The organism is Streptomyces sp. NA02950 (assembly GCF_013364155.1).
Taxonomy (GTDB): domain Bacteria; phylum Actinomycetota; class Actinomycetes; order Streptomycetales; family Streptomycetaceae; genus Streptomyces.
This window is the reverse complement of record NZ_CP054916.1, coordinates 9153985-9177411: the sequence shown is the minus strand read 5'-3', so window position 1 is coordinate 9177411 and position 23427 is coordinate 9153985. Positions and strand designations below refer to the sequence as shown.

The 23427-nt window shown below is 70.3% G+C and carries 17 protein-coding genes and 2 pseudogenes; 16 read left to right on the top strand and 3 right to left on the bottom strand.

Annotation, left to right across the window (positions count from 1 at the left end; genetic code table 11):
• Positions 1-244: 244 nt before the first annotated feature.
• From HUT19_RS43715 to HUT19_RS39405, 3 genes and pseudogenes are all read right to left on the bottom strand, one after another.
• The gene (locus HUT19_RS43715) at positions 245-556 is read right to left on the bottom strand and encodes a hypothetical protein (protein WP_176178465.1); all 312 of its coding nucleotides are present in this window, start codon (positions 554-556) and stop codon (positions 245-247) included.
• A gap of 67 nt (positions 557-623) precedes the next feature.
• Positions 624-1269: pseudogene (locus HUT19_RS39410) on the bottom strand (response regulator transcription factor).
• 340 nt (positions 1270-1609) lie between these two features.
• On the bottom strand, positions 1610-1960 hold the full coding sequence (locus HUT19_RS39405) for a DoxX family protein (RefSeq protein ID WP_176185885.1): 351 nt from the start codon (positions 1958-1960) through the stop codon (positions 1610-1612).
• 114 nt (positions 1961-2074) lie between these two features.
• Here HUT19_RS39405 and HUT19_RS39400 point away from each other — a divergent pair, with 114 nt between their 5' ends.
• The 16 genes and pseudogenes from HUT19_RS39400 to HUT19_RS39320 all read left to right on the top strand — a co-directional run bounded on the left by HUT19_RS39400 (position 2075) and on the right by HUT19_RS39320 (position 23373).
• Positions 2075-2983, top strand: coding sequence for a LysR family transcriptional regulator (locus HUT19_RS39400; protein ID WP_176185883.1), 909 nt, complete (start codon positions 2075-2077; stop codon positions 2981-2983).
• A gap of 258 nt (positions 2984-3241) precedes the next feature.
• Positions 3242-4489: a hypothetical protein gene (locus tag HUT19_RS39395; protein WP_254886053.1), complete on the top strand. Its 1248-nt coding sequence runs from the start codon at positions 3242-3244 to the stop codon at positions 4487-4489.
• 35 nt (positions 4490-4524) lie between these two features.
• Positions 4525-6078 carry a VWA domain-containing protein gene (locus tag HUT19_RS39390; protein WP_254886052.1) on the top strand — a complete coding sequence of 518 codons (1554 nt, stop codon included), beginning with the start codon at positions 4525-4527 and terminating at the stop codon, positions 6076-6078.
• Complete coding sequence (locus tag HUT19_RS39385; protein ID WP_254886051.1) at positions 6068-6856, top strand: hypothetical protein; 789 nt, start codon at positions 6068-6070, stop codon at positions 6854-6856. Before HUT19_RS39390 ends, HUT19_RS39385 begins: the two co-directional genes overlap by 11 nt.
• A gap of 427 nt (positions 6857-7283) precedes the next feature.
• Positions 7284-8969 (top strand): NAD(P)/FAD-dependent oxidoreductase, encoded by a 1686-nt coding sequence (locus HUT19_RS39375; RefSeq protein ID WP_176185879.1) that lies wholly within the window; start codon positions 7284-7286, stop codon positions 8967-8969.
• 331 nt (positions 8970-9300) lie between these two features.
• Positions 9301-10782, top strand: a complete 1482-nt coding sequence (locus HUT19_RS39370; protein WP_254886292.1) for a cation:proton antiporter — start codon at positions 9301-9303, stop codon at positions 10780-10782.
• A gap of 61 nt (positions 10783-10843) precedes the next feature.
• Positions 10844-11830 (top strand): NADPH:quinone reductase, encoded by a 987-nt coding sequence (locus HUT19_RS39365; RefSeq protein WP_176185875.1) that lies wholly within the window; start codon positions 10844-10846, stop codon positions 11828-11830.
• Positions 11831-11900: 70 nt separating this feature from the next.
• On the top strand, positions 11901-12443 hold the full coding sequence (locus HUT19_RS39360; protein ID WP_176185873.1) for an SRPBCC family protein: 543 nt from the start codon (positions 11901-11903) through the stop codon (positions 12441-12443).
• 40 nt (positions 12444-12483) lie between these two features.
• The gene (locus HUT19_RS39355) at positions 12484-14052 is read left to right on the top strand and encodes a class I adenylate-forming enzyme family protein (protein ID WP_176185871.1); all 1569 of its coding nucleotides are present in this window, start codon (positions 12484-12486) and stop codon (positions 14050-14052) included.
• Between the two features lie 104 nt (positions 14053-14156).
• Positions 14157-14822, top strand: a pseudogene (locus HUT19_RS39350) (3-carboxy-cis,cis-muconate cycloisomerase); the annotation flags it as partial.
• A 29-nt stretch (positions 14823-14851) separates the two neighbouring features.
• Positions 14852-16240, top strand: coding sequence for an MFS transporter (locus HUT19_RS39345; RefSeq protein ID WP_176185867.1), 1389 nt, complete (start codon positions 14852-14854; stop codon positions 16238-16240).
• The gene (locus HUT19_RS39340; protein ID WP_254886050.1) at positions 16233-18335 is read left to right on the top strand and encodes a molybdopterin oxidoreductase family protein; all 2103 of its coding nucleotides are present in this window, start codon (positions 16233-16235) and stop codon (positions 18333-18335) included. Before HUT19_RS39345 ends, HUT19_RS39340 begins: the two co-directional genes overlap by 8 nt.
• Positions 18332-19750 (top strand): FAD-dependent oxidoreductase, encoded by a 1419-nt coding sequence (locus tag HUT19_RS39335; RefSeq protein ID WP_176185865.1) that lies wholly within the window; start codon positions 18332-18334, stop codon positions 19748-19750. Before HUT19_RS39340 ends, HUT19_RS39335 begins: the two co-directional genes overlap by 4 nt.
• A gap of 41 nt (positions 19751-19791) precedes the next feature.
• The gene (locus tag HUT19_RS39330) at positions 19792-21045 is read left to right on the top strand and encodes an NAD(P)/FAD-dependent oxidoreductase (protein ID WP_176185863.1); all 1254 of its coding nucleotides are present in this window, start codon (positions 19792-19794) and stop codon (positions 21043-21045) included.
• 309 nt (positions 21046-21354) lie between these two features.
• On the top strand, positions 21355-22527 hold the full coding sequence (locus HUT19_RS39325) for a 3-deoxy-7-phosphoheptulonate synthase (protein WP_176185861.1): 1173 nt from the start codon (positions 21355-21357) through the stop codon (positions 22525-22527).
• Between the two features lie 75 nt (positions 22528-22602).
• Positions 22603-23373, top strand: a complete 771-nt coding sequence (locus HUT19_RS39320) for a 2,3-dihydro-2,3-dihydroxybenzoate dehydrogenase (protein WP_176185859.1) — start codon at positions 22603-22605, stop codon at positions 23371-23373.
• Positions 23374-23427: the final 54 nt, after the last annotated feature.

The following is a 23427-nucleotide window of genomic DNA, read 5'->3' as shown; positions in this document are numbered from 1 at the left end:
CTGGGTCCAGCCCAGTCCGCACCGCGCCAGGTGATCGTTTCTGGCGCCGCCGCCCGCCGCACCTGCCCGAGGTCCCCCCGGCAGGCACACAAACCGTCAGCGGCCTGGCCCGGTGAGCTGCCACGCTGCGCATGAACACCATCCGCGGCGTGCGGGACTTGAAGGCGACCGCGGAGACCATCACCTTCCCGCACAGCGCGAGGGCCGCCGCCACGTTCTGCGTCTCCGGCTTGTCGGCGCCGGTTCACCCCTGCTGCCGCGATGGGTCTGCATCTCTCTGTGCATGGCGGACTGGGAACAGCTGCGTGGGCACTGTCACGTTGGCCGGATGGATGATCTGCTTGTTGATCATGTTGGAGAAGTCGTTCGTGGGGGGCGTGTCGCCGTCGCGGACACCGCCGCCGGGGGAAGGACCCGACCCGCCGCGGATGAAGAGCAACAAGTCCTGGGGTGGCCGGTTGACCAGCAGATAGGTGATGATCAGCAGGACTGCGCCCGACGCCACGAACAACACCCCGTACAGCGGGGTGAGCCGCACGCGGACCCGTCGGGGCATCAGACGGGACACACCCCTGCCACGGGGCCGGGCCGCACGAGGCGGGCTGGGCAGACGCATCGGCATCTCACCTCACGTCATCAGATCCGGTACCCGCCACGGGGACGGTCTCGATCAGCGACGGGCAACCGAGCTCAGGCCGCGGCGGCTGATCGTCGCCTTGACCGTCGTGAACGGAGCGGCCGCCTCATCCCACACCCGCTCCAGGAACTCCTCGGCAGACGCCACTCGGCCCTGAGCCGCCAACAGATACTCCAGCACCTCGAACTCCTTGGGGGTGAGCGCGAGCCGCTCCCCCGCCCGGGCGGCGATCCGCTGCGCCGGATCCAGCCTCACATCAGCATGCACCGGAACCGGCGGCACCGCGGGCCCCGAACGCCGGGCGACCGCCCGGATCCGAGCCACCAACTCGGCGTACGCGAAGGGCTTCGGAAGGAAGTCGTCCGCGCCGAGACTGAGCCCCTCCACCCGGTCCGCCGATGTCCCCGACCGTCAGCATCAGCACCCGGGCATGGATGGGCTCGGCCACCAGCACCCCTCAGAACTCGTCGTCGCCACGCACTCCGGGCAGGTCCCCGGTCGAGTCGACCACTGAGGTGCGCTCCAGCGCCGCCTCGCCGTCGTGGACGACGTCGACCGCCATACCGTCCCTGCGCGGCACCGGCCACGGAATCCGCCAGCTCGACATGGTCCTCGACCACCAGCACCCTCACCGCGCACCCCCCGTCATCAGACGCATCGCGACCGATACCGGCGGGCGACGGAAACAGATCATGGCTGACCAGGATGCTCAAGTCGAGGTCACACACTGGTCACAGCCCCTCTGAATGGGCCCTGGTCTCTTGCCGCTCGAGCTGCCGAAGTCGGCCTGCCGCCGTTATCGCCCATGGTCGTTCAGGCGCAGCGGGCCGCTTTCGGCACCGCCCGCCGACCGGGCCGCTGACTCAAGCTGCCATCGTGGAGCACCTGTCCCAGGTTGCGGACCGGTCTTGAGTGGTGTTGCGGAGGTCCACATGTCAGCCGTCCGGCTGTTCCGGAGGCGAATCAGCGAGATCACTCTGCGACGGCGAGCACGAGAGCGGCGACGGCCAGGGCCAGGTAGCCCCCGGGGAACGGGAGGAGGCGGTAGACGCGCCGGGGGAAGTGTGCGGCAACAGCGCCGAGGTAATACAGGACGAGCCCGGCAGCGGCGGCAACGCCGATGGAACGGACACCCAGAAGTCCGAGCAGCAGCCCAGCGGCACCGGCGGTCTTGAGCGCGCCCAGCCACGGGAGCCAGGACTGAGGAATACCCAGTTCGGCCATGTTGGCGAGGATGACCTTGACCCGAGTGAAGTTCGCGATGGCGCTCGCAGCGTTCGCCACGATCGCGATGACGGTGATGATCGTGTAGCCCGTGAACACATGTTCTCCCCTGATCGGCCGCGTGGGGATGCACCCACCGGTGACTCGCTGTGCGCAACAAGCCTGAGCAGGCCTCGACCTGGTGTCCAATGACTTCGGCTATAACCTGACGGCATGGATGTCGACACCCGGCTGTTGCGCTACTTCGTCGCCGTGGCGGAGGAAGGGAGCCTGACCCATGCCGCGCAGCGGCTGTTCGTGTCCCAGCCCGCGCTGACCAAGCAGATCAAGCAGTTGGAAGCCCGGCTGGGCACGACGCTGTTCACCCGGTCCCGTACGGGCATGGTCCTCACGGGCTCGGGTCGGGCCCTGGCGAAGAGGGTGCCCGCCCTGCTGGTCGACTGGGACCGGATGCTGCGGGAGACGAAGGCCACGGCGAGCCGGGCAGCTCGCGTGCTACGGGTCGGTTTCATCGCCAGTGCCGCCAACGAGGCGACCCCCCACATCGTCGCGGAGTTCGCCCGACGCCAGCCGGGGTGGCGAGCCGAAATGCGGCAGGCCTCCTGGTCGAATCCGTCCGCGGGCTTGGCCGAGGGAGACGCCGATGTCGCCCTGGTGCGGCTGCCTTTCCCGGGCCAGAACGCCCTGCGGGTGGCCATGCTCCTCACCGAGCCCCGCTGCGTCGCGCTCGCGGAGGCGCATCCGTTGGCCGCGCGCGACGTCATCCCCTTCCGGGACCTGTGGGATGAGCCGTTCGTGGCGGCCCCGCCGGAAACAGGCCGCTGGCGGGAGTACTGGCTGGCTGCCGACGAGCGTGATGGCCGCCCGGTTCGCGTCGGCGCCGTCACCGAGCAGCCGGACGATTGGCTCAGCGCGATCGCCAACGGCTACGGGATCGCCCTCGCCCCTGAGTCCGCCACCCGCTTCTACGCTCGCCCCGGCGTCACCTACCGGCGGGTCACCGGTGTCAGTCCCAGCAGGGTCGGCGTCGCCTGGGCCCCCGCCGACGACGCCAATCCCGTCCTACAGGACTTCGTCCGTTGCTGCCTGGAGAGCAGACCCCGGCATGAGGCCACCACCTGACTTGTGCGCAGGTAGCCGTGCGTTCATGCCGCGATGGTCTCGGGCCGTTCGACGAGGTGGCCGCGTTCGAAGCGTGCCGCACGTGCGGTCCAGAGCAGGCGAACGCGCTGGCACGAAAGGATCGCGCAGGGCGCAGCGACGATCCTGCTGGCCGAAGTGGAGCGGCCACGGTGAATTCGGCCCTCATCCCTACGGAATTCATTCGTCCGCCAAGGGCAACGGGAAGGATCCTTCCCCTTTCCCAGGCAGGAGGAGCCGGTGAGCGCCGAAAGATCCAACGCGGAGGAGCCCCGCTTAAGCATCCGTGGTCCCTCTCGACGCCTCGCCCTGCGGGGCCGCACCCTCCGTTCGCTGGTGACCGCGCTCGCCTTCCCCGTGGCCGGGCTGCTGGCGCTTACCGCGGGAGGGCATCTCCTGCTCCCCTTCGACGGAGTCATCACCCTCGAGGGCAAGATCGCTTCCAAGTCGGAGTTCTTCGAGGACGAGAAGGTCCAGCGCATCCTGATGAAACACGGCATCAGGGTCCACATCACCCGTATGGGTTCCCGGGACATCGCCACCACCGGCTTCGACGGCTACGACTTCGCCTTTCCGTCGGGCCAGCCCGCGGCGGACATGATCAAGAACGACCGCAAGAGCAAGGATGCGTACGCCAAGGGGCACTCGGCCTTCGTCAGCCCCATCGTTCTCGCCACCTACCGCGAATACGCCGAAACCCTGCGGGACAACGGTCTCGCCAGGCCACGGCAGGGCGTCGGCGCGGACGAGAACAGCCCGCTCTACTACACCCTCAATATGAAGAGGTTCATCGAGCTGAGCGCGGGCGGGAAGAAATGGAGCGATATCGGCATCGAGAAGCACCGGACCACGAACGGCAACCGGATCCTGGCCCAGACCTCGAACATCTGCGAGGCGAACCACGCCGGGACGTACCTGGGACTGGTCGCCTTCGTCGAGAACAGAAACACGGTCCCGACGGACAACGCGGCGGCGGACCGGGTGGCCCGGATGATCAAGCCGACTCTGGTGTCCCAGGGGCTTCCCTCGGAGGAGATGTTCAAGACGTACGAAGTGCCCGAGGGAAAGGGCCTCGCCCCGATCGTGGTGGTGTACGAGCACCAGTACTTCGCCTACCAGATACGGCACCGGCAGCGGACCGGAAAGCCCGACTCGCAGCGAGTGCTGCTCTATCCCTCGACCCAGTTCCTGACCGAGCCCGAGTACATCGCGCTCACCCCCAAGGGCGACCGACTCGGGGAACTGCTCGCCAGTGATGAGCAACTCCAGCGCCGAGCAATGGAGTTGGGCTTCCGCGTCCTGGACACCAGCGGCAAGGCGACCAGCACCGAGCTGTACCGGTTCCTGGAGGACCAGGGCATTCCGGCGCCCGCCTCGACAGCCGAGGACACCAAGGCCACGCTGCCGAGCCTGCCGCTGCTGGAACGGATGATCACGTCCGTCGGCGACTGCCCGCCGCCGAAGCAAACCCCGGAGACATCCTCATGAGGCGGTGTCCGCGCCGCCGGGCTCCTCGCCGCCGGGTGGCTCTCGCGCTCTGTCTGGCCCTGCTCGGCACGGCCACCGCCTGTGGCTCCGGTGACGAGGAGTCCACCACCCTGCATGTGCTGGCGAGTTCGGAGCTGCGGGACATGGAGCCGCTGCTGGACGACCTGCGCCGGGACACGGGGGTGGACCTGGACATGGAGTACAAGGCCACCGTGGACGCCGGGGACGGGCTGACACCCGGCGCCTACCACCACGACCTGGCCTGGCTCTCCTCCGACCGGTACTTCCAGCTCAGGCTCAAGGAGTCCAGGGGCACCTCGAAGCCCCTCTCCACCACGACCATGCTCTCCCCCGTGGTCGTCGGCGTGAAACCGGAGATGGCAAGCGCCCTCCGTGCGAGGGCCAAGGGCGGGCAGGTGTCCTGGGCGGACATCGCCGATGCCGCCGCCGCGGGCTCGATGCGCTTCGGCATGGCCGACCCCAAACGCACCAACAGCGGCCTCTCCGCGCTCGTCGGCGTCGCCACCGCCGCGGCCGGGACCGGCAGCGCCCTGCGCGCCGAGGACATCTCCTGCGACCGGCTGCGCGGCTTCCGCACCGGCCAGAAGCTCACCGCGGACACCAGCGCCGAGCTGCGCGAGCAGTACATCGCCCACCAGGACCGGCTGGACGCCCTGATCACCTACGAATCGGAGCTGCTCTCGCTCAACGCCGGCGGCAAGCTCCACGAAAACCTGGAGATCATCTATCCGAAGGATGGCATGGTGCTGTCCGACTACCCCCTGCTCCTCCTCGACCCGGCCAAGCGCGAGGCGTACGACAAGGTGGTGAACTGGCTCAAGAGCGCCTCGACGCAGAAAAGGATCATGGAGCGCACGCTGCGCCGGCCGCTCGGCGCAGATGTGCGCAGGGACCCGAGACTGCGGGCGGACATCGGCAACGCGCTGTACTTCCCGGACCAGCGAGCCGTCGTGGACCAACTGGTCGAGGACTACGGCGATCCCCGGCTGCCCACCGCCCACCACGTGATCTTCCTCCTCGACTTCTCCACCTCGATGCGGGGCGCGCGGGTGGCCTCGCTGCGCACGGCGTTCGCCGGGCTCAGCGGTGCCGACACCTCGGCCACGGGGAAGTTCGTGCGGTTCTACCAGGGTGAGCGGATCACCGTGATGCGCTTCGGGGGCCGCGTGCTCGTCGAGCGCGATGTCACCGTCGGCGGGAGGCGGGACCTGGACGCCATAAAGGCTTTCGTCGCGGGCGACGACTTCGACAACTCCACCGCCATCTGGTCCGCGCTGGACCACGCCTACGGGAAGGCGTCCGATATCGCCCGCGACCACCCCGGACAGCCCATCTCCATCGTCCTCATGACGGACGGCAAGAACACCTCCGGCATCACCCGCCAGGAGTTCGAGCGCCGGTACGCGGCACGGGCGGAGACGGTCCGCGGTGTCGCCACCTTCCCGCTGCGGTTCGGCGAGGCGGACACCGCAGAGCTGACCCGGGCGGCGCGTACGACCGGCGGGCACATGGTGGACGCGAACGCCCGCTCCCTTCCCGACGCCTTCAAGGAGATCCGTGGCTGTTGACAGCGGAATGTGGTGGCGCGTCTGGTGGCCCTGGATGCTCGTGTGGCTGGTGACCGCCGTGAGCCTGATCGCCGTCGTGGCCTGGCTGGCGGTCCGGGTGCACCGGTACCGCAAACGGCTCAGATCGAGCCCGGAGAAGCCAACGGAGGGCATCTGCCTCTACCTCCACGACCGGGCCATCATGAACCTCTACGAGATGGGCCGCTACGAGAAGGCGCTGGAGCGGGAGGTCCAGCACCGGATCACCCGCACCGCGGACGGCTCGCTGCGGGCCCGGCTCTTCGGCGTGGGCGTCAGCGGCGGCCGCAACGTCAGCCGCGAGGAAATCAGCATGTACATCGAGAGCGCCAAGCCCATCACGGCGATCGGCCTCATCGTGGACACCCTCGAAAGGGCCGACGCCATCGTCCACGGCGACCTCAGGACCGGCACCATCACCTGGAACCACGCCCTGGCCCGGGCCCTGGACACGATCCACCGCCCGGGCCCTGGGGCCGCGGAGAGCGTCCGGCTGCGCGACATCGAGGACTTCGTCTCCATCAGGGGCCGGTTCCGCAAGGCCGGGCAGACCCCCTCGCGCACCGTCTTCCTCGCCCCGTACGGCGACCCGGAGAACCCGGCCCAGGGCCCCCAGGTGCGCGTGGTCTGCGCCACGGACGGGCTGCGCAACGACGACAGCCACGAGGGCACGTTCCCGGCGCGCTGCCTGGGCAAGGTACGGGACTGGAATCCGGGGACCGGCGAGCTGACGATCGAGGCCATCGCCATTTTCAGCTGACGACCTCGTGCGCGGTTGGCCGTGGCTCGGCGCCCAGCAGACAGGCCGCCGCAGAGGCGTTCTACCGCGTGATCGACACAGCCTACGGACGCCGGTCCGTGATCGTGACCTCGAACCTCCACCCCTCAGGACTCGATATCGCCTGCCCGGGAGGCCGGGTCCGCCGCGCGGTGCCCCGGCGGTGGGCCCGTGGCATCCGGAATCGGTGCCGCAGAGTGCGAACTGACGCATGTCCAGCCGCGAACTGACAGAGTCTCGATTCCTTCGTTGCTCCGCTTCAGCCGGATATTTACGCTCCTGACCCAACGATGTTTTCGCCCCTCACCCCCAAAGGCAGCGGTCAGTACAGGTCTTCACCGAGGTTCCGCACCACTGGACCCAGCAATTGATCAGTGCCGCAGACCGACGAAAGGAACACCGGTAACCGATGACCGATCAGCACACGCAAGCCATGACGACCGAACCCGATATCCTCATCATGGGCGGGGGAGTCACGGCCAATCTGCTTGCAGCATACTTCCGCAAGTACGTACCCGACCTCTCAGTGGTCATCGTGCGGCCCAGGGACAGTACGCGGCCGATCGTCGGGGAGTCCACGATCGAGATCACTACCCGGGTCATGCAGGACCTCGGCCTCTCCCGGATGCTGGTGGAAAAACATTTTCCCAAGTACGGACTGACATACTACTACAAGCGGAACCTCAAGGACCCTACCGACCCGGTCTACTACACCAGCGAACCGGCGAACATTCCGCCGTTCCCCGCCTTTCAGCTCAATCGGTTTGTCTTCGACCGTGATCTGGAGCAGATCAATATCGAGGGCGGCGTCCGCGTCACGAACGGCCGGGTCCGTGAGGTCTCCGTGGGGGAGGGTGCTGCCCGGCACCGGACCAAGGTCCAGCTTGATGAGGGCGACGAGATCGAACTGTCAAGCCGCTGGCTGGTTGACGCGACGGGCCGCTCCCGCGTTCTCGGACGCGCCCTCCACCTCCACACTCCAGATGAGCACGGGCAGCGCGATGTGTTCTGGATGCGGGTTTCGAACTTCGACGAAGGACTGCTGCGGGATATCCCGTCAGTGAAGAAGGAGAACCGCTCCTTCGACTCCTACTATGCGACCCACCACTTCATGGGCAAGGGCAACTGGATCTGGGCGATTCCGATGCGCACCGACGAACACGAGAACCTGATCAGCATCGGAATCATCTACCGGCCGGACATCTATCCACACACCATCAGGAACGCGGAGGATTTTGATAAGTACGTGGCCGAGGAGCATCCAGCCGTCGCCGATCTGGTGCGCAGCGGCACGGTGGAGGACACCAACAGGTACCGCAAGTACATGTACACCTCGCGCCAGCGTTACTCCGCCAACGGCTGGTTCTGCATCGGGGACGCGGCCGACAGCGTCGACCCCCTTTACAGCACCGGTTTGGCACTTTCCTCCGTACAGGCCACGCAGATCACCGAATTGATTACCCGGCAGCGGAACGGTACCTGTGGTCCCGATTTCGCCAGCGACCTCGACCGCGCGTTCGAGGTTTTCCACCACACCGCGCAGAACGACATCACCCGGTTGTACGAGGTGATGGACCAGCCGCTCACCTGTGCCCTGTGGCAGCATCTGGGATTCATCACACACCACTACGTCGTGGCACCGTTCGTCCTCTCCGGCTATCTCTGTGATCCGGTGGGGGCCAAGTTGTGGAGCCGACTGGTCGGCGCAGAGCTGGCGGGCCGTGGACTGAACCCGATGAAGCGTCTGGTGCAGCAGGCGGCTGCGCGGGACGGTCTCGATCTGCGGTCCGAACTCCCCCGGCTGCAATCGGGCTTTGCCCTCAATTTCCGTTTCTTCGAGTGGGCCCGGGAAGAGGACATGGCCCGTTCGCTGGCCAGAATGCACCGGTACCTGGTCGGGTTCCGGCTGCGCATGATGCGGCACGCCGGCTGGAGCAATCTGTCGATGGACCAGCTCGGCGAGCTTGCTCGGGACGCGGCGGCCGGTTCGTTGCTTCCCCTGCTGTTCGAAGGCCGCAAGGTACGCAGCAGTCAGCTCGTGGCCCGGTGGCTGGGTGTGCGCGGCCCGGTGGAACACACCACCCGGCGGGTCTAGGCCCTGCCCGGTGGATCTCATCGGGCCCGCGACGCCTGGCACCGTACCCCGCTGCGTTGTCGGAGTCACCCGAGTACGCCCAGCGAGGGCGATCCTCCGCCGTGCGATCTACGGCACCAAGCGCCGCGGGCTGCTCCTCAAAGATCCACCGGACAGGACCTGGTGCTGTGACCTCAGCACAAGCCCGGTTCGAAACATCCCGTCCGTCCACGGCCCTGACACGCACTCCCCCAGCTTCGGCCTTTGCCCGGCGGAGCCCCCGGACAAAGGCCCGGGGGGGAAGCGTCGACACCGCCGTGCGGCGGGCGGCACCAACGATGGGGATGTGGTGATGTCGGAAAGGCTGTCCCGCAGCTTGGGTACCCAGCGCCGGCGCCGACTGGGTGCCGTCGTCGGCACCGTCGTGCTGCCACTCGCGTTGATCATCTGGGTCTCGGCCCTGGTGGATGAGAGACCAACGGCCGGCTCGCCCAACGCCCTGCCGAATCCGGTACTGGACACCACCGGCCACTTCCTGCTCGGCGTGGCTGTCGTCCTCGCCGCTTCGTACCTGATGGGGGCATGCTCCGCATGTCTTGGACAGCCAAAGGTCATCGGCGAGATAGCCGCCGGAATCGCCCTCGGCCCCTCGCTCCTCGGCTCCCTCAGTCCCGGTGCCGCGAGCTGGCTCTTTCCTCCGGCGGTGTCGCCCATGCTGAACGGCCTCGCCCAGCTGGGACTCATTCTCTTCATGTTCGGTGTCGGACAGGAACTCGGCTCCATGCGGTTCCGCGGAGCGACACAGCAAGCCCTGCTGGTCAGTCAGGCATCCTTGCTGGTGCCGCTCGCCGGCGGCACGCTCGCTGCCGTCCCGCTGACGGATCGTTTCATGGGCGAGGGCGCTCACCCCGTATCGTTCGTCCTCTTCGTCGGCTGCGCGCTCAGCATCACGGCCCTACCCGTTCTGGCCCGCATCCTCAGTGACCTGGATATCACGCATACGCGTCCGGGCCGGCTCAGCCTCTTCGTGGCGGCAGTCGGCGATGCGGGCAGCTGGCTGCTGCTCGCCGTCGTCCTCGCGCTCGCCCATGGTTCCGACTTCTCCGGTGTGCTCCTCAGCACCATGGCAGCCCTCGCGGCCACCGGTCTCTTTCTCGGACCCCTACGCCAGTTCCTCGCCACGTGGCGTGACGGCACTCGGCAGGGCCTTGAGACGCCGACGGTGTCGTGCCTGCTGGTCATCGGTATAGCGACGACCGCCACCCTGACGGCCGCCATCGGTATCCACCAGCTCATCGGCGCCCTGCTGGTCGGGCTGATCTGGCCCACCAGGCACCGGGATGCCGAGGCTGCGGCGACCCCGCTGGCGGCGACCGCAAAGACCATCCTGCTGCCCTTCTTCTTCCTGAGCTTCGGCCTCGGAACGGACTTCAGCGCACTGCACTTCGATACCGAAGCCGTAGTCGTGCTGTGCGTGCTGCTGATGGTGGCCATCACCGCAAAGATCGTCGGCGCCGGCCTGTGCGCCCGGCTGACGGGAATGGCACGGCCCGATGCACTGACCCTCGGTGTTCTTCTCAACTCCCGTGGTCTCACGGAGCTGGTCGTGCTGCAGATCGGCTCTGAAGCCCACATCATCAACCAGCACCTGCTGGGAATCCTCACGATCGTCGCCCTGGCCACCACCGTCATGACCACACCTGTGCTCAGACTGATCACCCGCCGGCCCCGTGAGGACCGCGTGGACGAGGGACCACGGATGAGCGATGACCGCCCTCTGACTGCTCTCGGGGATGCCCGGGCGGGTGAAGACAGTCGCCCGCCAACCGCCTGACATGACAGAAGAACTCTCGCGGGGAGCTGCTCCGCGGGACAGGCTGCCAGAATCCGGACCCATGCTCGCTGCCTACGTCGAACGACTCGGCCCACCGGATGTCATCCGCTACGGCCGACTGCCCGCCCCGCGGCCGGGGCCGACGGACGTACTCGTCGACGTCGCGGTCACCGCGGTCAACCATGTGGACACCTTCGTACGTTCGGGGGCCTGGCGCACTCCGCTGGGGTTCCCCTTCGTGATCGGGAGGGATCTGGCCGGGACCGTGGCGGCTGTCTCCCCCGGCACCCCGGGCTTCGCTGTCGGCGACCGCGTGTGGTGCAACAGCCTCGGCCACGGCGGGCGGCAAGGGGCCGCCGCCGAGCAGGCGGTCGTACCGGCCGACCGGCTCTACCACCTTCCCGACCGGGTGGATCCCGCCGACGCCGTCGCGGTCGCGCACCCGGCAGCCACCGCCTACCTGGCCCTGTTCACCCATGGCCGACTGCGCGCCGGGGAGACCGTGGTCGTCCTCGGCGGCGGCGGGAACGTGGGGAGTGCGCTCATCGTGATGGCCGCCCGGGCCGGGGCGCGGGTCGTCACCACCGCGAACGCCCGGGACACGGGCCGCTGCCGTGCCCTGGGCGCGGCCGAGGCCGTCGACTACCGGGCCCCCGACGTCCCCGGATGCCTGCGGGACGCCTGCCCGAACGGCGCGGACCTCTATATCGACACCTACGGGGGGAACGACCTGACCGGCGCGGTCAATCTGCTGGCACCGCGCGGGCGCGTGATCCTGCTCGCCGGGTTGCGCACCCGGCGCGAGCTGCCCATAGGGCCGCTCTACGTCAAGGACTGTTCGATCACGGGCTTCGCCATCTCGCGGGCCGCCGTCACCGAACTCGCCGAGGCGGCCGGTGCCGTCAACCGGCTGCTCGCTGACGGCTCTCTGCGTCCACCGCTCACCGAGCTCCTGCCGCTGAGTGCCGCTGCCGAGGCGCACCGCCGCCTCGAAGCAGGCGGGGTACGCGGCAAAATCATTCTCCGCAACCCGGGTGCGGATTCCTGAATGGCCGGACTTGACGGACCCTCCTCCTACTTTTTGACCGGTGCGACGGGGGACCACAAGGATCTCCACCATGGAAATCTCAGTCATCGACAACTCGCCTCTTTTCGAAGTGCGGGCCAGCGCCCACGTTTCGGTCGCGCCGAACGATATCTACGCGGTGGTCAGTGATCTGTCGCGCAGCGGCGAGTGGAGCCCGGAATGTCAGGGGGGCGCATGGGTTTCCGGCGAACCCTCGACCGTGGGTGCCCTCTTCCGCGGCAGGAACTTCCGCCCCCAGGACGTGGTGGGCTGGGCGCCGCTGGTGCGGGGCACCTGGTACACGCAGGCCCGGGTCGTCGCCGCCGAGCCGGGGCGCACCTTCCGCTGGATGATGCTCAGCCACGCATGCGAGGACCAGGAGAGCATCTGGGGATTCGACATCGAGCCCGCGGACGGCGGTTCCCTGCTGACCCATCACTTCCGCATGGGCAAGGCCACCGCGGGAATTCACAAGATCGTGGCGAAGCTGGACGAGACGGCCCGCAAGAAGTTCATCGACGACTGGACGGCCAAATTGGAGCGGGACCTCAAGGAGACGCTCAAGCGGATCAAGGACATCTCCGAACAGCGCTGAAACCGGTCCGGTCTTCCTGCGGACCACGAGAGGGCGATATATGTTTTTGCAGCGCATTGGCAACAGGGGAATCAGGCTGGGAACGCTTTTCGACCGGGCCGCGGCCCGCCGTCCGGGGAATCTGGTGATCCTCGACCACGAGCTGGACATCGCCCCGGAGAAGGGACGCCGCATGACGCTGACGGAGGTGGCGGATCTGGTCGACGACTTCGCCTCCCGTCTGTGGGCCATGAGGGTCCGCCCCGGGGAGCACGTGGTCGTCCACAAGAGCGACGGCTTCGACATCTCCCTCCTCGCCTGCTCCATCGCGCGGATCGGCGCCGTGCCCGTGCTGTTGTCGCCGAAGCTGGACGGGGCGACCGTCGCCGAGCTGCTGCGCCGCGTGAACCGGCCGTATCTCGTGACAGACCAGGCCAAGCTGGAGTCGGACCTGCCGGAGGAGGTCTTCGGCCTGTCCGAGCGCGTGCTCCTGGCCTCGGGCAGCCATGAGCGCGCCACGGAGCTGGCAGAACTGGCGGGCGTCGTACGGACGGCGCCCGTGCCCATGCCTCCGGACCATCCCACCCTGATCACGCACACGTCCGGGACCACCGGCATCCCGAAGCTGGCCGTGCACACGGGCCGCACCTTCCAGGCGCGCTACCGCCCTCAGGCGGTCGTGGTCTCCGCCGTCAGGAAGCGGGAGCCGGTCGCGATCCATGTGTCGTTCGTGCACTCCCGGATGTTCACCGCGATGCCGATCTCCGTGCTCCAAGGGCATCCGGTCATCATCCTCAAGCACGACGAGCCGGAGACGGTGAGCGATCTCTTCGCGCAGGTGCCACCGGGCCTGATCGAGGCGCATCCCAACACCTTCCTGCGGTGGGAGGGGCTGGCGGACGACCCGCGCCGTCCGCTGGCGAACGTGCGGTACTTCAGCAGCACCTTCGACGCCATCCACCCGCGTACCGTGCACCGGCTCCTGGGTGCGTCACACCGCCGGATGCCGCTGTTCGCCCAGGCGTACGGGCAGAGCGAAGTCGGGCCGATCGCCGCCCGCGCCTATACGAGGAAGCGCGGTGCGGAGGCCGACGGCCGCTGCGTCGGCTCCTCGTTCCCCGGCATGACCGCCGTGCGGGTGGTCAGCCGCGACGGTAGCCCGCCGGCCAAGTCGAACCCCGGATACATCGAGGTACGCAGCGACGGGCGCATCGTGACCTACCTCGGTGAGCACGAGCGCTGGGAGAAACAGGTCGACGACGGCTGGTGGCGCATGGGCGACCTGGGCTACCGCACCAAATGGGGGTGTCTGCACCTGCTCGACCGTGAGGTCGACGAGATCCCCGGCGTCCGGAGCACCCTGGAGATCGAGGACAAGCTTTTCGCGCGTTTGCCCGAACTCGTCGAGGTCATCATCATCCCGGACGGCGACGGCAGGCCCGTGCCCGTGGTGAGCACCCGGGACGACGAGCCGCTGGACCAGGACGCGTGGAAGTCCGCCGTGGTGGACCTGCCGGACCTGGCCGAACCCGTGCAGTGGCGCCTGCGGGACCTGCCGCAGACCGCCACCACGAAGATCAAGCGTCTGGAGCTGGCCCGGCTGCTGATGTCGGGAGGAGAGGCGGGGTGATCACCGGCCCCGCCTCCACCCTGAGCGACGTCGGCCTGCTCCGGCCGGCAGGTGCCGGGACCCCGGTGGAGGCGGCCGTACGCGACCAGGTGTGGCTCCAGGCGATGGTGAACGCGGAGGCCGACCCGGCGGCGGCCGCATACGTCCACCGTGGGGCCACCGGCCGGAACATCCTCGGCACCGGCGCCATGATGGTCGCCGCCCGCGCTCCGCGCATCATCCGCGCGCACCTGGCCCGTACGGCGATCGCTCCGGCCAGGCTCGCCACCGTCCAACAGAACACCGTGACAGCGGGGCGCACCCTCGCCCTCCACACGGTGCCCACCGCCTTCCGGCTCAAGACGGCCGGCCGGCGGCAGCTCGTCCCAGGCCCGGACGTGTACACCGACCGGCCGGCCGGAGCCTTCGCCGCCGAGAAGGGCCTCGCCCGTCGCGTCCTGCCCTGGCACACACCGCGCACCCCGATCGCCGGCCCGGCCGCCGCCCTTGCCTTCACCGCCGGGGCGCTCGGCAGGATCGCCGTCGACGTTCCGTCGCTGTCGAGGACGAAGACCGGGGAGGTCGCCGACGGGTGCGGCGGCCCCTCCGCCATGCCGTACCCGCGCGGCCCCGTGCTGGCCACGCTGGTGCGCAGCGCCGCCCTCCAGGTTCCGGCGACATCGTCCGGTCTGCCGCGGTGTCCGCTCTCCCAGGACGAACGGCCGACCGGAACGTGGCACGCCGAATGGCCTCCGCTGCGGGAGAGCCTGCGATGGGCCGGCGGCGCGGCGGACGCGCCGACGGACCGCGTGGTGCGGTCATGACCGCTCGTGCCGCCCCTACCGCCCGCGGGTCACGCTGGATCAGGGACTGGGATCCGGAGGACGAGGAGGCCTGGGAGCGGGGCGGGCAGCGGATCGCCCACCGCAACCTGGCTCTGTCGGTCCTCTCCGAGCACATCGGGTTCTCCGTCTGGAGCCTGTGGTCGGTACTCGTTCTGTTCATGTCCCCCGAGAACGGTTTCACCTGCGGGCCCGGCGAGAAGTTCCTCCTGATGGTCGTCCCGACGTTGGTGGGCTCGGTGCTGCGGCTGCCGTACGCCTACGCGGTGACCCGCTTCGGCGGCCGGAACTGGACCGTGTTCTCCTCGGCACTGCTGCTCGTCCCCACCGCGTCGGCGCTGTACTTCGTGCAGCGTCCTGGCACCCCCCTGTGGGTGTTTCTGCTGATCGGTGCGACGGCGGGCGTGGGCGGCGGCACCTTCGCCTCGTCGATGACGAACATCGCCGCCTTCTTCCCGCGGCCCCGCCAGGGCTGGGCTCTCGGGCTCAACGCCGGCGGCGGCAACCTGGGGGTCGCGGTGGTCCAGCTCGTCGGCCTGCTGGTCGTCTCCACCGCGGGCAGCGCTCATCCGTCGTACGTGGTGGCGGTCTACCTGCCGTTGATCGTGCTCGCCACGCTGCTGGCCGCGCGGTGGATGGACAACGTGGACGCCGTACGCGCGGAGCCGGGCACCCAGCGGGAGGCTCTCGCCTGTGCCGATACGTGGTGGATCTCGCTGCTGTACATCGGCACCTTCGGCTCCTTCATCGGCTACGGCTTCGCCTTCGGCCTCGTGCTGCAGAACCAGTTCGGCTCCACCCCGCTGGAAGCGGCCGGCTACACCTTCCTGGGGCCGCTGCTGGGCTCCCTCTCCCGTCCTCTCGGCGGGTGGCTCGCCGACCGTTTCGGCGGGGCCGAGGTGACCCTTTGGAACTTCGCCGGGATGGGCGCGGGGACGGTCGTCCTGCTGGAGGCCTCGCGGCGGGGCTCCTTCGGCCTGTTCCTCGCCGGGTTCACGGCGCTGTTCGTCCTCAGCGGGACTGGCAACGGCTCGACGTACAAGATGATCCCGGCCGTCTTCGCCCGGCGGGCCGAGAACGCGGTCACCTCGGGCGAGGACGCCGCACGCGCCTTCGCCGAGGCCCGCGGGCTCTCCGGCGCGGTGATCGCCATCGCCGGAGCGGCCGGCGCGCTCGGCGGGGTCGGCGTCAACCTGGCCTTCCGCACCTCCTACGGCGGCGGATCCGCCTCGGGGGACCCGGCGTTCCTCGCCTTCCTCGGCTATTACGCGGTGTGTGCGGCGGTGACGTGGGCGGTCTACCTCCGACGTGGGCGCCGGGGCACCACGGCACACACGTCCCTACCCCAGGAGACCACTCGTGCATGACCGCGTCGCAGCAGTGCCGACGCACTGCCCGTACTGCGCCCTGCAATGCGGCACGTGGCTGAGCCGCCGTGCGGGCGGGCCGGGCGCATCCGGCGGGCCGCAGGAGGTGGCGGTGCGCCCGTCCGACTTCCCGTCCAACCAGGGCGGCCTGTGCCGCAAGGGGTGGACGGCTCCCGCGCTGCTGTCGGCCCCCGACCGGCTGTTGACGCCCCTCGTGCGCGGCGGTGACGGGCAACTCGCCCCGGCGGACTGGGACACGGCTCTGGACACGGTGGCCGCCCGTCTCCAGCGCGTCCGGGACGCCCACGGCCCGGACGCGGTCGGTGCATTCGGTGGGGGCGGTCTCACCAACGAGAAGGTGTATCTGCTGGGCAAGTTCGCCCGGCTGGCGCTCGGCACCAGCCAGATCGACTACAACGGCCGGTTCTGCATGTCCTCGGCCGCCGTCGCGGGGAACGCCGCCTTCGGCCTCGACCGGGGCCTGCCCTTCCCCGTCACCGACCTGGCCAAGGCGGGTGCGGTCCTCCTCGCGGGCGCCAATCCGGCCGAGACCATGCCACCGCTGATGCGCCACCTGGACGGTGCCGAACTGATCGTCATCGACCCGCGTCGTACCCGGACCGCCGAACGGGCCGCCCTCCACCTCCAGCCCGCGCCCGGCACCGACCTCGCGCTGGCGCTGGCCCTGCTGCATGCGGCAGTCGCCGGCGGACACCTCGACAAGCCCTACGTGGACGAGCGCACCACCGGCTACGACGCCGCCTGGCGGCGCGCCGTGGCCTGGTGGCCCGAGCACGCCGAGCGCGTCACGGGAGTACCGGCCGCCGACATGTACCAGGCCGTGCGGATGCTGGCTGAGGCGGAACGTGCGTATGTGCTCACCGGGCGCGGCGTCGAGCAGCACAGCACGGGCACCGACACGGCCGCCGCCTTCATCAACCTCGCCCTGGCACTCGGTCTGCCGGGCCGCGAGGGCAGCGGTTACGGCTGCCTCACGGGGCAGGGCAACGGCCAGGGCGGGCGCGAGCACGGTCAGAAGGCCGACCAGCTCCCCGGCTACCGCACGATCACCGCCCCGGAGGCACGGGCCCATGTCGCACAGGTCTGGGGCGTGGACCCGGCGTCGCTGCCGGGCCCGGGCCGCAGCGCATACGAACTCCTCGACGCGCTGGGGACGGAGACCGGGCCGCGTGCGCTACTGGTCTTCGGCTCCAATCCGGTCGTGTCCGCCCCGCACGCCGCCCATGTCACCGAACGGCTGGCCGCCCTGGAGCTGCTGGTGGTGGCCGACTTCGTGCCGTCGGAGACCGCGCGGCTGGCCGATGTGGTGCTGCCGGTGACCCAGTGGGCCGAGGAGGAGGGCACCATGACCAGTCTCGAGGGCCGGGTGCTGCGACGCCGTGCCCTGCTGGACCCGCCGCCGGGCGTACGCAGCGACCTGGAGGTCCTGCACGGACTCGCCACCCGCCTCGGCGAGCCGGGCCACCGGTATCCCACCGTCCCCCGGGAGGTCTTCGACGAGCTGCGCGCGGCCTCGCGCGGCGGCACGGCCGACTACTCCGGCATCACCTACGGCCGGCTCGACGCGGGCGAGGCGCTGTACTGGCCGTGCCCGGACACCACCGGTGCCGGGACGCCGCGGCTGTTCCTGGAACGGTTCGCGCATCCGGACGGGCGGGCGCGGTTCGCCGAGGTGGAGCACCGCGACCCCGCCGGGACAACCACGGCCGACCGCCCCCTGTACGCCACCACCGGGCGCGTGCTCGCGCACTACCAGTCCGGGGCACAGACACGCCGCATCCCCGAACTGCGCGAGGCCGCGCCCGAGCCCTTCGTCGAGGTGCACCCCGACACCGCCGCCCGCGCCGGGCTGGACGACGGCGCGCTCGCGCTGGTCAGCTCCGCGAGCGGCCGCACGGTCGCGCGAGTACGCCTGGACGGGACGATGCGCACCGACACCGTCTTCCTCCCCTTCCACTTCGCGGGGCGTGGCCGTGCCAACCTGCTGACCGGTCCCGCCCTCGACCCGCGCAGCGGCATGCCCGGGTTCAAGGTGTCCGCGGTACGCATCGAGCCCTGGGCGGGGCCGGAGTGACCGACGGCCGCACTGTCGTCGTCGGCAACGGGCCCGCCGCGCACCGGCTGACGGAGCGCTTGCGTCGGCACGGCCACCAGGGCCCGGTGACCGTACTGGGGGCCGAGCCGGCCCCCGCCTACAACCGCGCCCTGCTGGCCTCCGTCCTGGACCGGACGCTCCCACCCGCCGCCCTCGCCCTGCCCCGCCCGGCCGGCGACACGCGGGTGCGGACCGGCGTGACCGTCACCCGCATCGACCGCCGCGCCCTCATGGTGCACACCGACGACGGGACGGCCCACGCGTACGACACGCTCGTCCTGGCCACCGGGGCCCGCCCGAACGTCCCCGCCCTGCCCGGCGCCCGCGGCGGCGACGGCGTACACACGCTGCGCACCCTCGCCGACTGCGCGCGGATCGACGCGGGACCCGCCGCGCGGGCGAGGCCCCAAGGACCGGTGGCGGTGCTCGGCGGCGGAATCCTCGGCGTGGAGGCCGCGCTCGCGCTGCGCCGCACCGGGCGGGAGGTCACCCTCGTCCACCGCCGTTCGTATCCGATGAACCGTCAACTCGACCCAACCGGTGGGCGGTTGCTCGCCGCGTGCTTGGAGGGCCAGGGCATCGCCCTGTGCCTGGGCCGCCGGGCCATCCGGTACGGGAGCGGCAGGCTGCTGCTCGACGACGGACGGACGGTCGAGGCACCCACGCTGCTGATGTGCACCGGCGTCACCCCCGAGACGCGACTGGCCGGACGGGCGGGGCTGGCCGTCCGTCGCGGCGTTGTCGTCGACGACCGGCTCCGCACCACCGATCCGCGCATCCACGCGCTCGGAGACTGCGCCGAGTACGACGGACAGGTTGCCGGGCTCGTCACACACGCCTGGGACCAGGCCGAGACCCTCGCGCGGGTGCTCACCGGCGGCCCAGGGCGCCGCCCTGCCGCCAGAACCGTCACCCGGCTCAGAGCCCCCGGCGTCGACGTGGCCTCCATCGGGCCTCCCGGCGCGCCGGACGGGCCCGGCGGGCCCGGCGGGCCCGGCGAGGAGTCCATGACCCTCTGCGACCCCGCCCGGAACCGTTACGCCGCTCTGACGTTGCGCGATGGCCGCATCGCCCGAGCGGTGCTGCTCGGCCTGCCCCGGGGAGCCGCAGCCGTCAGCCGGCTGTACGACCGGGACGAGCCGGTGCCCCACGGGTGGTCGGCCCTGCTTCTGGGCAGGGCGGCCGACGAGCACGGCGGCCCTGTCGAGCTGCCCGCCGACGCGGTGGTCTGCGTCTGCAACAACGTCACCATGGCCGCGTTGGTGCGGGCATGGCACAGCGGCTCCCGCGAACCGGCCGAGGTGGCCGCGGTGACCGGCGCGACCACCGGCTGCGGCACCTGCGCGGAGGAGGTTCGGCGCGTATGCGCCTCGCTGGAGGCCGCCCACTCGTGAGGAGCCGGGCGGCGTGTCATCCCCGGAAGGGACCCTCGCCCATGACCCGTGGCCGCACCACTGCCCGCACGCTCGTCCTCATCGGGCACGGCATGGCCGGCCATCGTCTCGTGGAGGGCATGCGGGCCCGCGACCCGGCGGGCACCTGGCGGATCGTCGTGCTGGCCGAGGAGGACCGGCCCGCCTACGACCGGACCGCCCTCTCCTCGTACCTCGAGGCGGGCCCCGGAGCCCTCGACCTCGGCCTGGCCACCCCGGAGTCGCTGAACGACCCGCGGGTGGAGCTGCGGCTGGGCACCCCCGCCGCGGCGATCGACCGGCGGGCGCGCACGGTGACCACCGCCGGTGGTGAGCGGATCGGCTACGACGCGCTGGTACTGGCCACCGGCTCGCGCCCCTTCGTGCCGCCCGTGGCCGGCCACGATCTGCCCGGCTGCTTCGTCTACCGCACCGTCGAGGACCTGGACGCGCTGCGCGCCGCCGCCTTCCCCGGCCGTCCCGGGGTGGTGATCGGCGGCGGGCTGCTGGGTCTGGAGGCCGCCAACGCGCTGCGTGTGCTGGGAATGCGGCCGCACGTCATCGAGGCGGCACCACATCTGATGCCGGCGCAGCTCGACGAGGGTGCCGGGCAGGTCCTGGCCGGGCTCGTCTCCGAGCTGGGGGTCGGTGTGCGCTGCGGCACCGCCACGGAGTCCGTCGACGCGGGTCCCGACGGCCGGGTCTGTGCGGTGACACTGAGCGACGCCACCCGCGTGGAGGCCGCCCTCGTGGTGTTCTGTGCCGGGATCCGGCCGCGCGACGAGCTGGCGGGACCGGCCGGCCTGGAGAAGGGCCCGCGCGGCGGTGTCCTCGTGGACGCCCGCTGCCGTACGGCCGACCCGTTCATCTGGGCGGTCGGCGAGGGCGCGGCGGTCGAGGGCCGCTGCTACGGACTGGCGGCGCCCGGATACCGCATGGCCGAGTCCGTCGTCGACCAACTGCTGAACCTGGGCGACACGCCCTTCCCCGGTGCCGACACCTCCACCCGGCTCAAGCTGCTCGGCGTGGACGTGGCCGGCTTCGGCGACACCCACGCCGAGACCGAGGGGGCGATGGAGCTGATCCACGCCGACCGCGCCGCGCGTACGTACACGAAGCTGGTGCTCGCCCCCGACACCCGCACCCTGCTCGGCGGCGTACTGGTCGGCGACGCGCGCCCCTACTCGTTGCTGCGCTCCCTGGTGGGCCATGAACTGCCCGCCCCACCCGAGCAGTTGCTCTCACCCGCGCACGGCGTACACCCCTCCCGGAGCTGATGCGCGATCCGACGGCCGACCTGATGGAGAGTCCCCTCATATGACGAAGAGCGAGGCCCGATCTTGGCGTCCGCCCCCGTCCCCTCACAAGATCTGGGCCATGCGCAACGCCACCGCCATAACGGGCTCGTCCTCGGCGCGCCGGCACCCCCGCTCACGCCCCCGGCACCCGTACGGCTCCGGCGGCGTCTCGCGGAACCGCGCCTGAAGCGCCGGGAAGCGCACCCGCGACTCCGGGCCCGGGGAAACCCGCCACCGATCCGGAGAGCGTGCACCGCGCCGCTCGCCCATTCGTTCGTGGAGGAATCAATGGACCATGTTCTGTCCGAAGTCCGGCGAAGGCCGGCCCTGCAGCAGCCGGACTGGGGTGAGGGAGCGTCGGTCCAGCGGGTCCGGAAGCAGCTCGCGAGCCGCCCTGCGCTCGTCAGGGCCGAGGACGTGCGCACCCTGCGCTCGCTGCTGGCCGAGGTGGCCGCCGGAGAGGCCCATCTCGTGCAGGCGGGCGACTGTGCGGAGGACCCCACGGAGAACACCGTGGGCTACGTGGCCCGCAAGGCCGCCGTGCTGGATCTCCTCGCGGGCGCGATGAAGATGATCACACACAAGCCGGTGGTCCGGGTGGGCCGCATCGCGGGGCAGTTCGGCAAGCCCCGCTCCAAGGCCTTCGAACGTATCGGTGGCACCGACCTGCCCGCCTTCCGGGGCCACATGGTCAACAGCCCGGAGCCGGAGCCCGGGGGCAGGCAGCCCGATCCCCGGCGCCTGCTCGACGGCTACCAGACGGCCAGCGACATCTTCACCCACCTGGGCTGGGGAGGGCCGGCCCGGAGGCCGGTCATCGACCCGCTCGTGTGGACCAGCCACGAGGCCCTGCTGCTCGACTACGAACTCCCCATGCTGCGCCGCGACGAGACCGGCACGCCGATACTCACCTCGGCGCACCTGCCCTGGATCGGCGAGCGGACCCGCCAGCTCGACGGTGCCCACGTCGCCCTGCTCTCCCGGGTCGCCAACCCGGTGGCCTGCAAAGTGGGCCCGGGCATCACGGTTCCCGAGGTTCTCGGGCTCTGTGAGCGGCTCGACCCCCGCCGGGAGGGGGGTCGCCTGATCCTCATCGCGCGGATGGGAGCGGACGCCGTGGCAGACCGGCTTCCTCCGCTGGTCGAGGCCGTACGCGCCGAGGGGCACCCGGTCGTGTGGCTCTGCGACCCCATGCACGGGAACACCGTCGTCACCGCCGAGGGGTTCAAGACCCGCTACCTGGAGACGATCGAGCGGGAGATCCAGGACTTCCAGACCGCCGTCAGGTCGCAGGACGGCATCGCCGGCGGCCTCCACCTGGAGACCACACCGGACGACGTCACCGAGTGCGTCCGCAACGAGTCCTGCGCCGATGAGGTCGGCCGCAAGTACACCAGCTTCTGCGATCCGCGGCTCAACCCCTCCCAGGCCGTCTTCGCGGTCTCGGCCTGGCGCGGCTGACCACCGCCCGCGGCCCCCACGTACGGGACGTCATCGCACACCCAACACCCACCCCAGCACACTTGGAGATCCGGTATGGATGAGCACACAGCCCTCGTCACGGGAGCGGCCGGCGGCATCGGCGCGGCTGTCACCCGGGCACTGGCGGAACGCGGGACGCCGGTCGCCGCCGTCGACAAGGACACCGGCCGGCTGACCGAACTGGTGGACAAGCTGACCGTGGACGGACTACCGGTGTGGGCGTTCGCGGCGGACGTCACCGACAGCGCCGACGTGGAGTCCGTGGTCGGCCTGATCGAGCGGGCGATGGGCCCGGTGGACCACCTGGTCAACGCCGCGGGCGTGCTGCGCGCCGGTCCGGCCATCCAGTGCACCGACGAGGACTGGGCGGCCACCTTCGCGGTCAATGTCAACGGCGTCTTCCATATGTCCCGTTCCGTGGTCACACGGATGGTGTCCCGCTCCCGCGGCGCGATCGTCACCGTCGCGTCGAACGCCGCCGGCACCCCTCGTGACGGGATGGCCGCGTACGCCGCGTCGAAGGCGGCGGCCACGCTGTTCACCAAGTCCCTCGGCCTGGAGGTCGCCCGGCACGGCATCCGCTGCAACCTCGTGGCGCCCGGCTCGACCGACACCCCCATGCTGCGGTCGATGTGGCGCGATGAAGCGGCGGCGAGGGCCACGATCGACGGCAACCCCGACGCCTACCGGGTCGGTATCCCGCTGGGAAGGATCGCGAGTCCGTCCGACATCGCCGACGCCGTCGTGTTCCTGCTCTCCGACCGGGCACGGCAGATCACCATGCACGACCTCACGGTGGACGGTGGGGCCTCCCTCGGCGTCTGAACCCTGGCTGAGGCGGCACCGGGCCCCGGGCCGGTCCGCGCGACGACTCCGTCG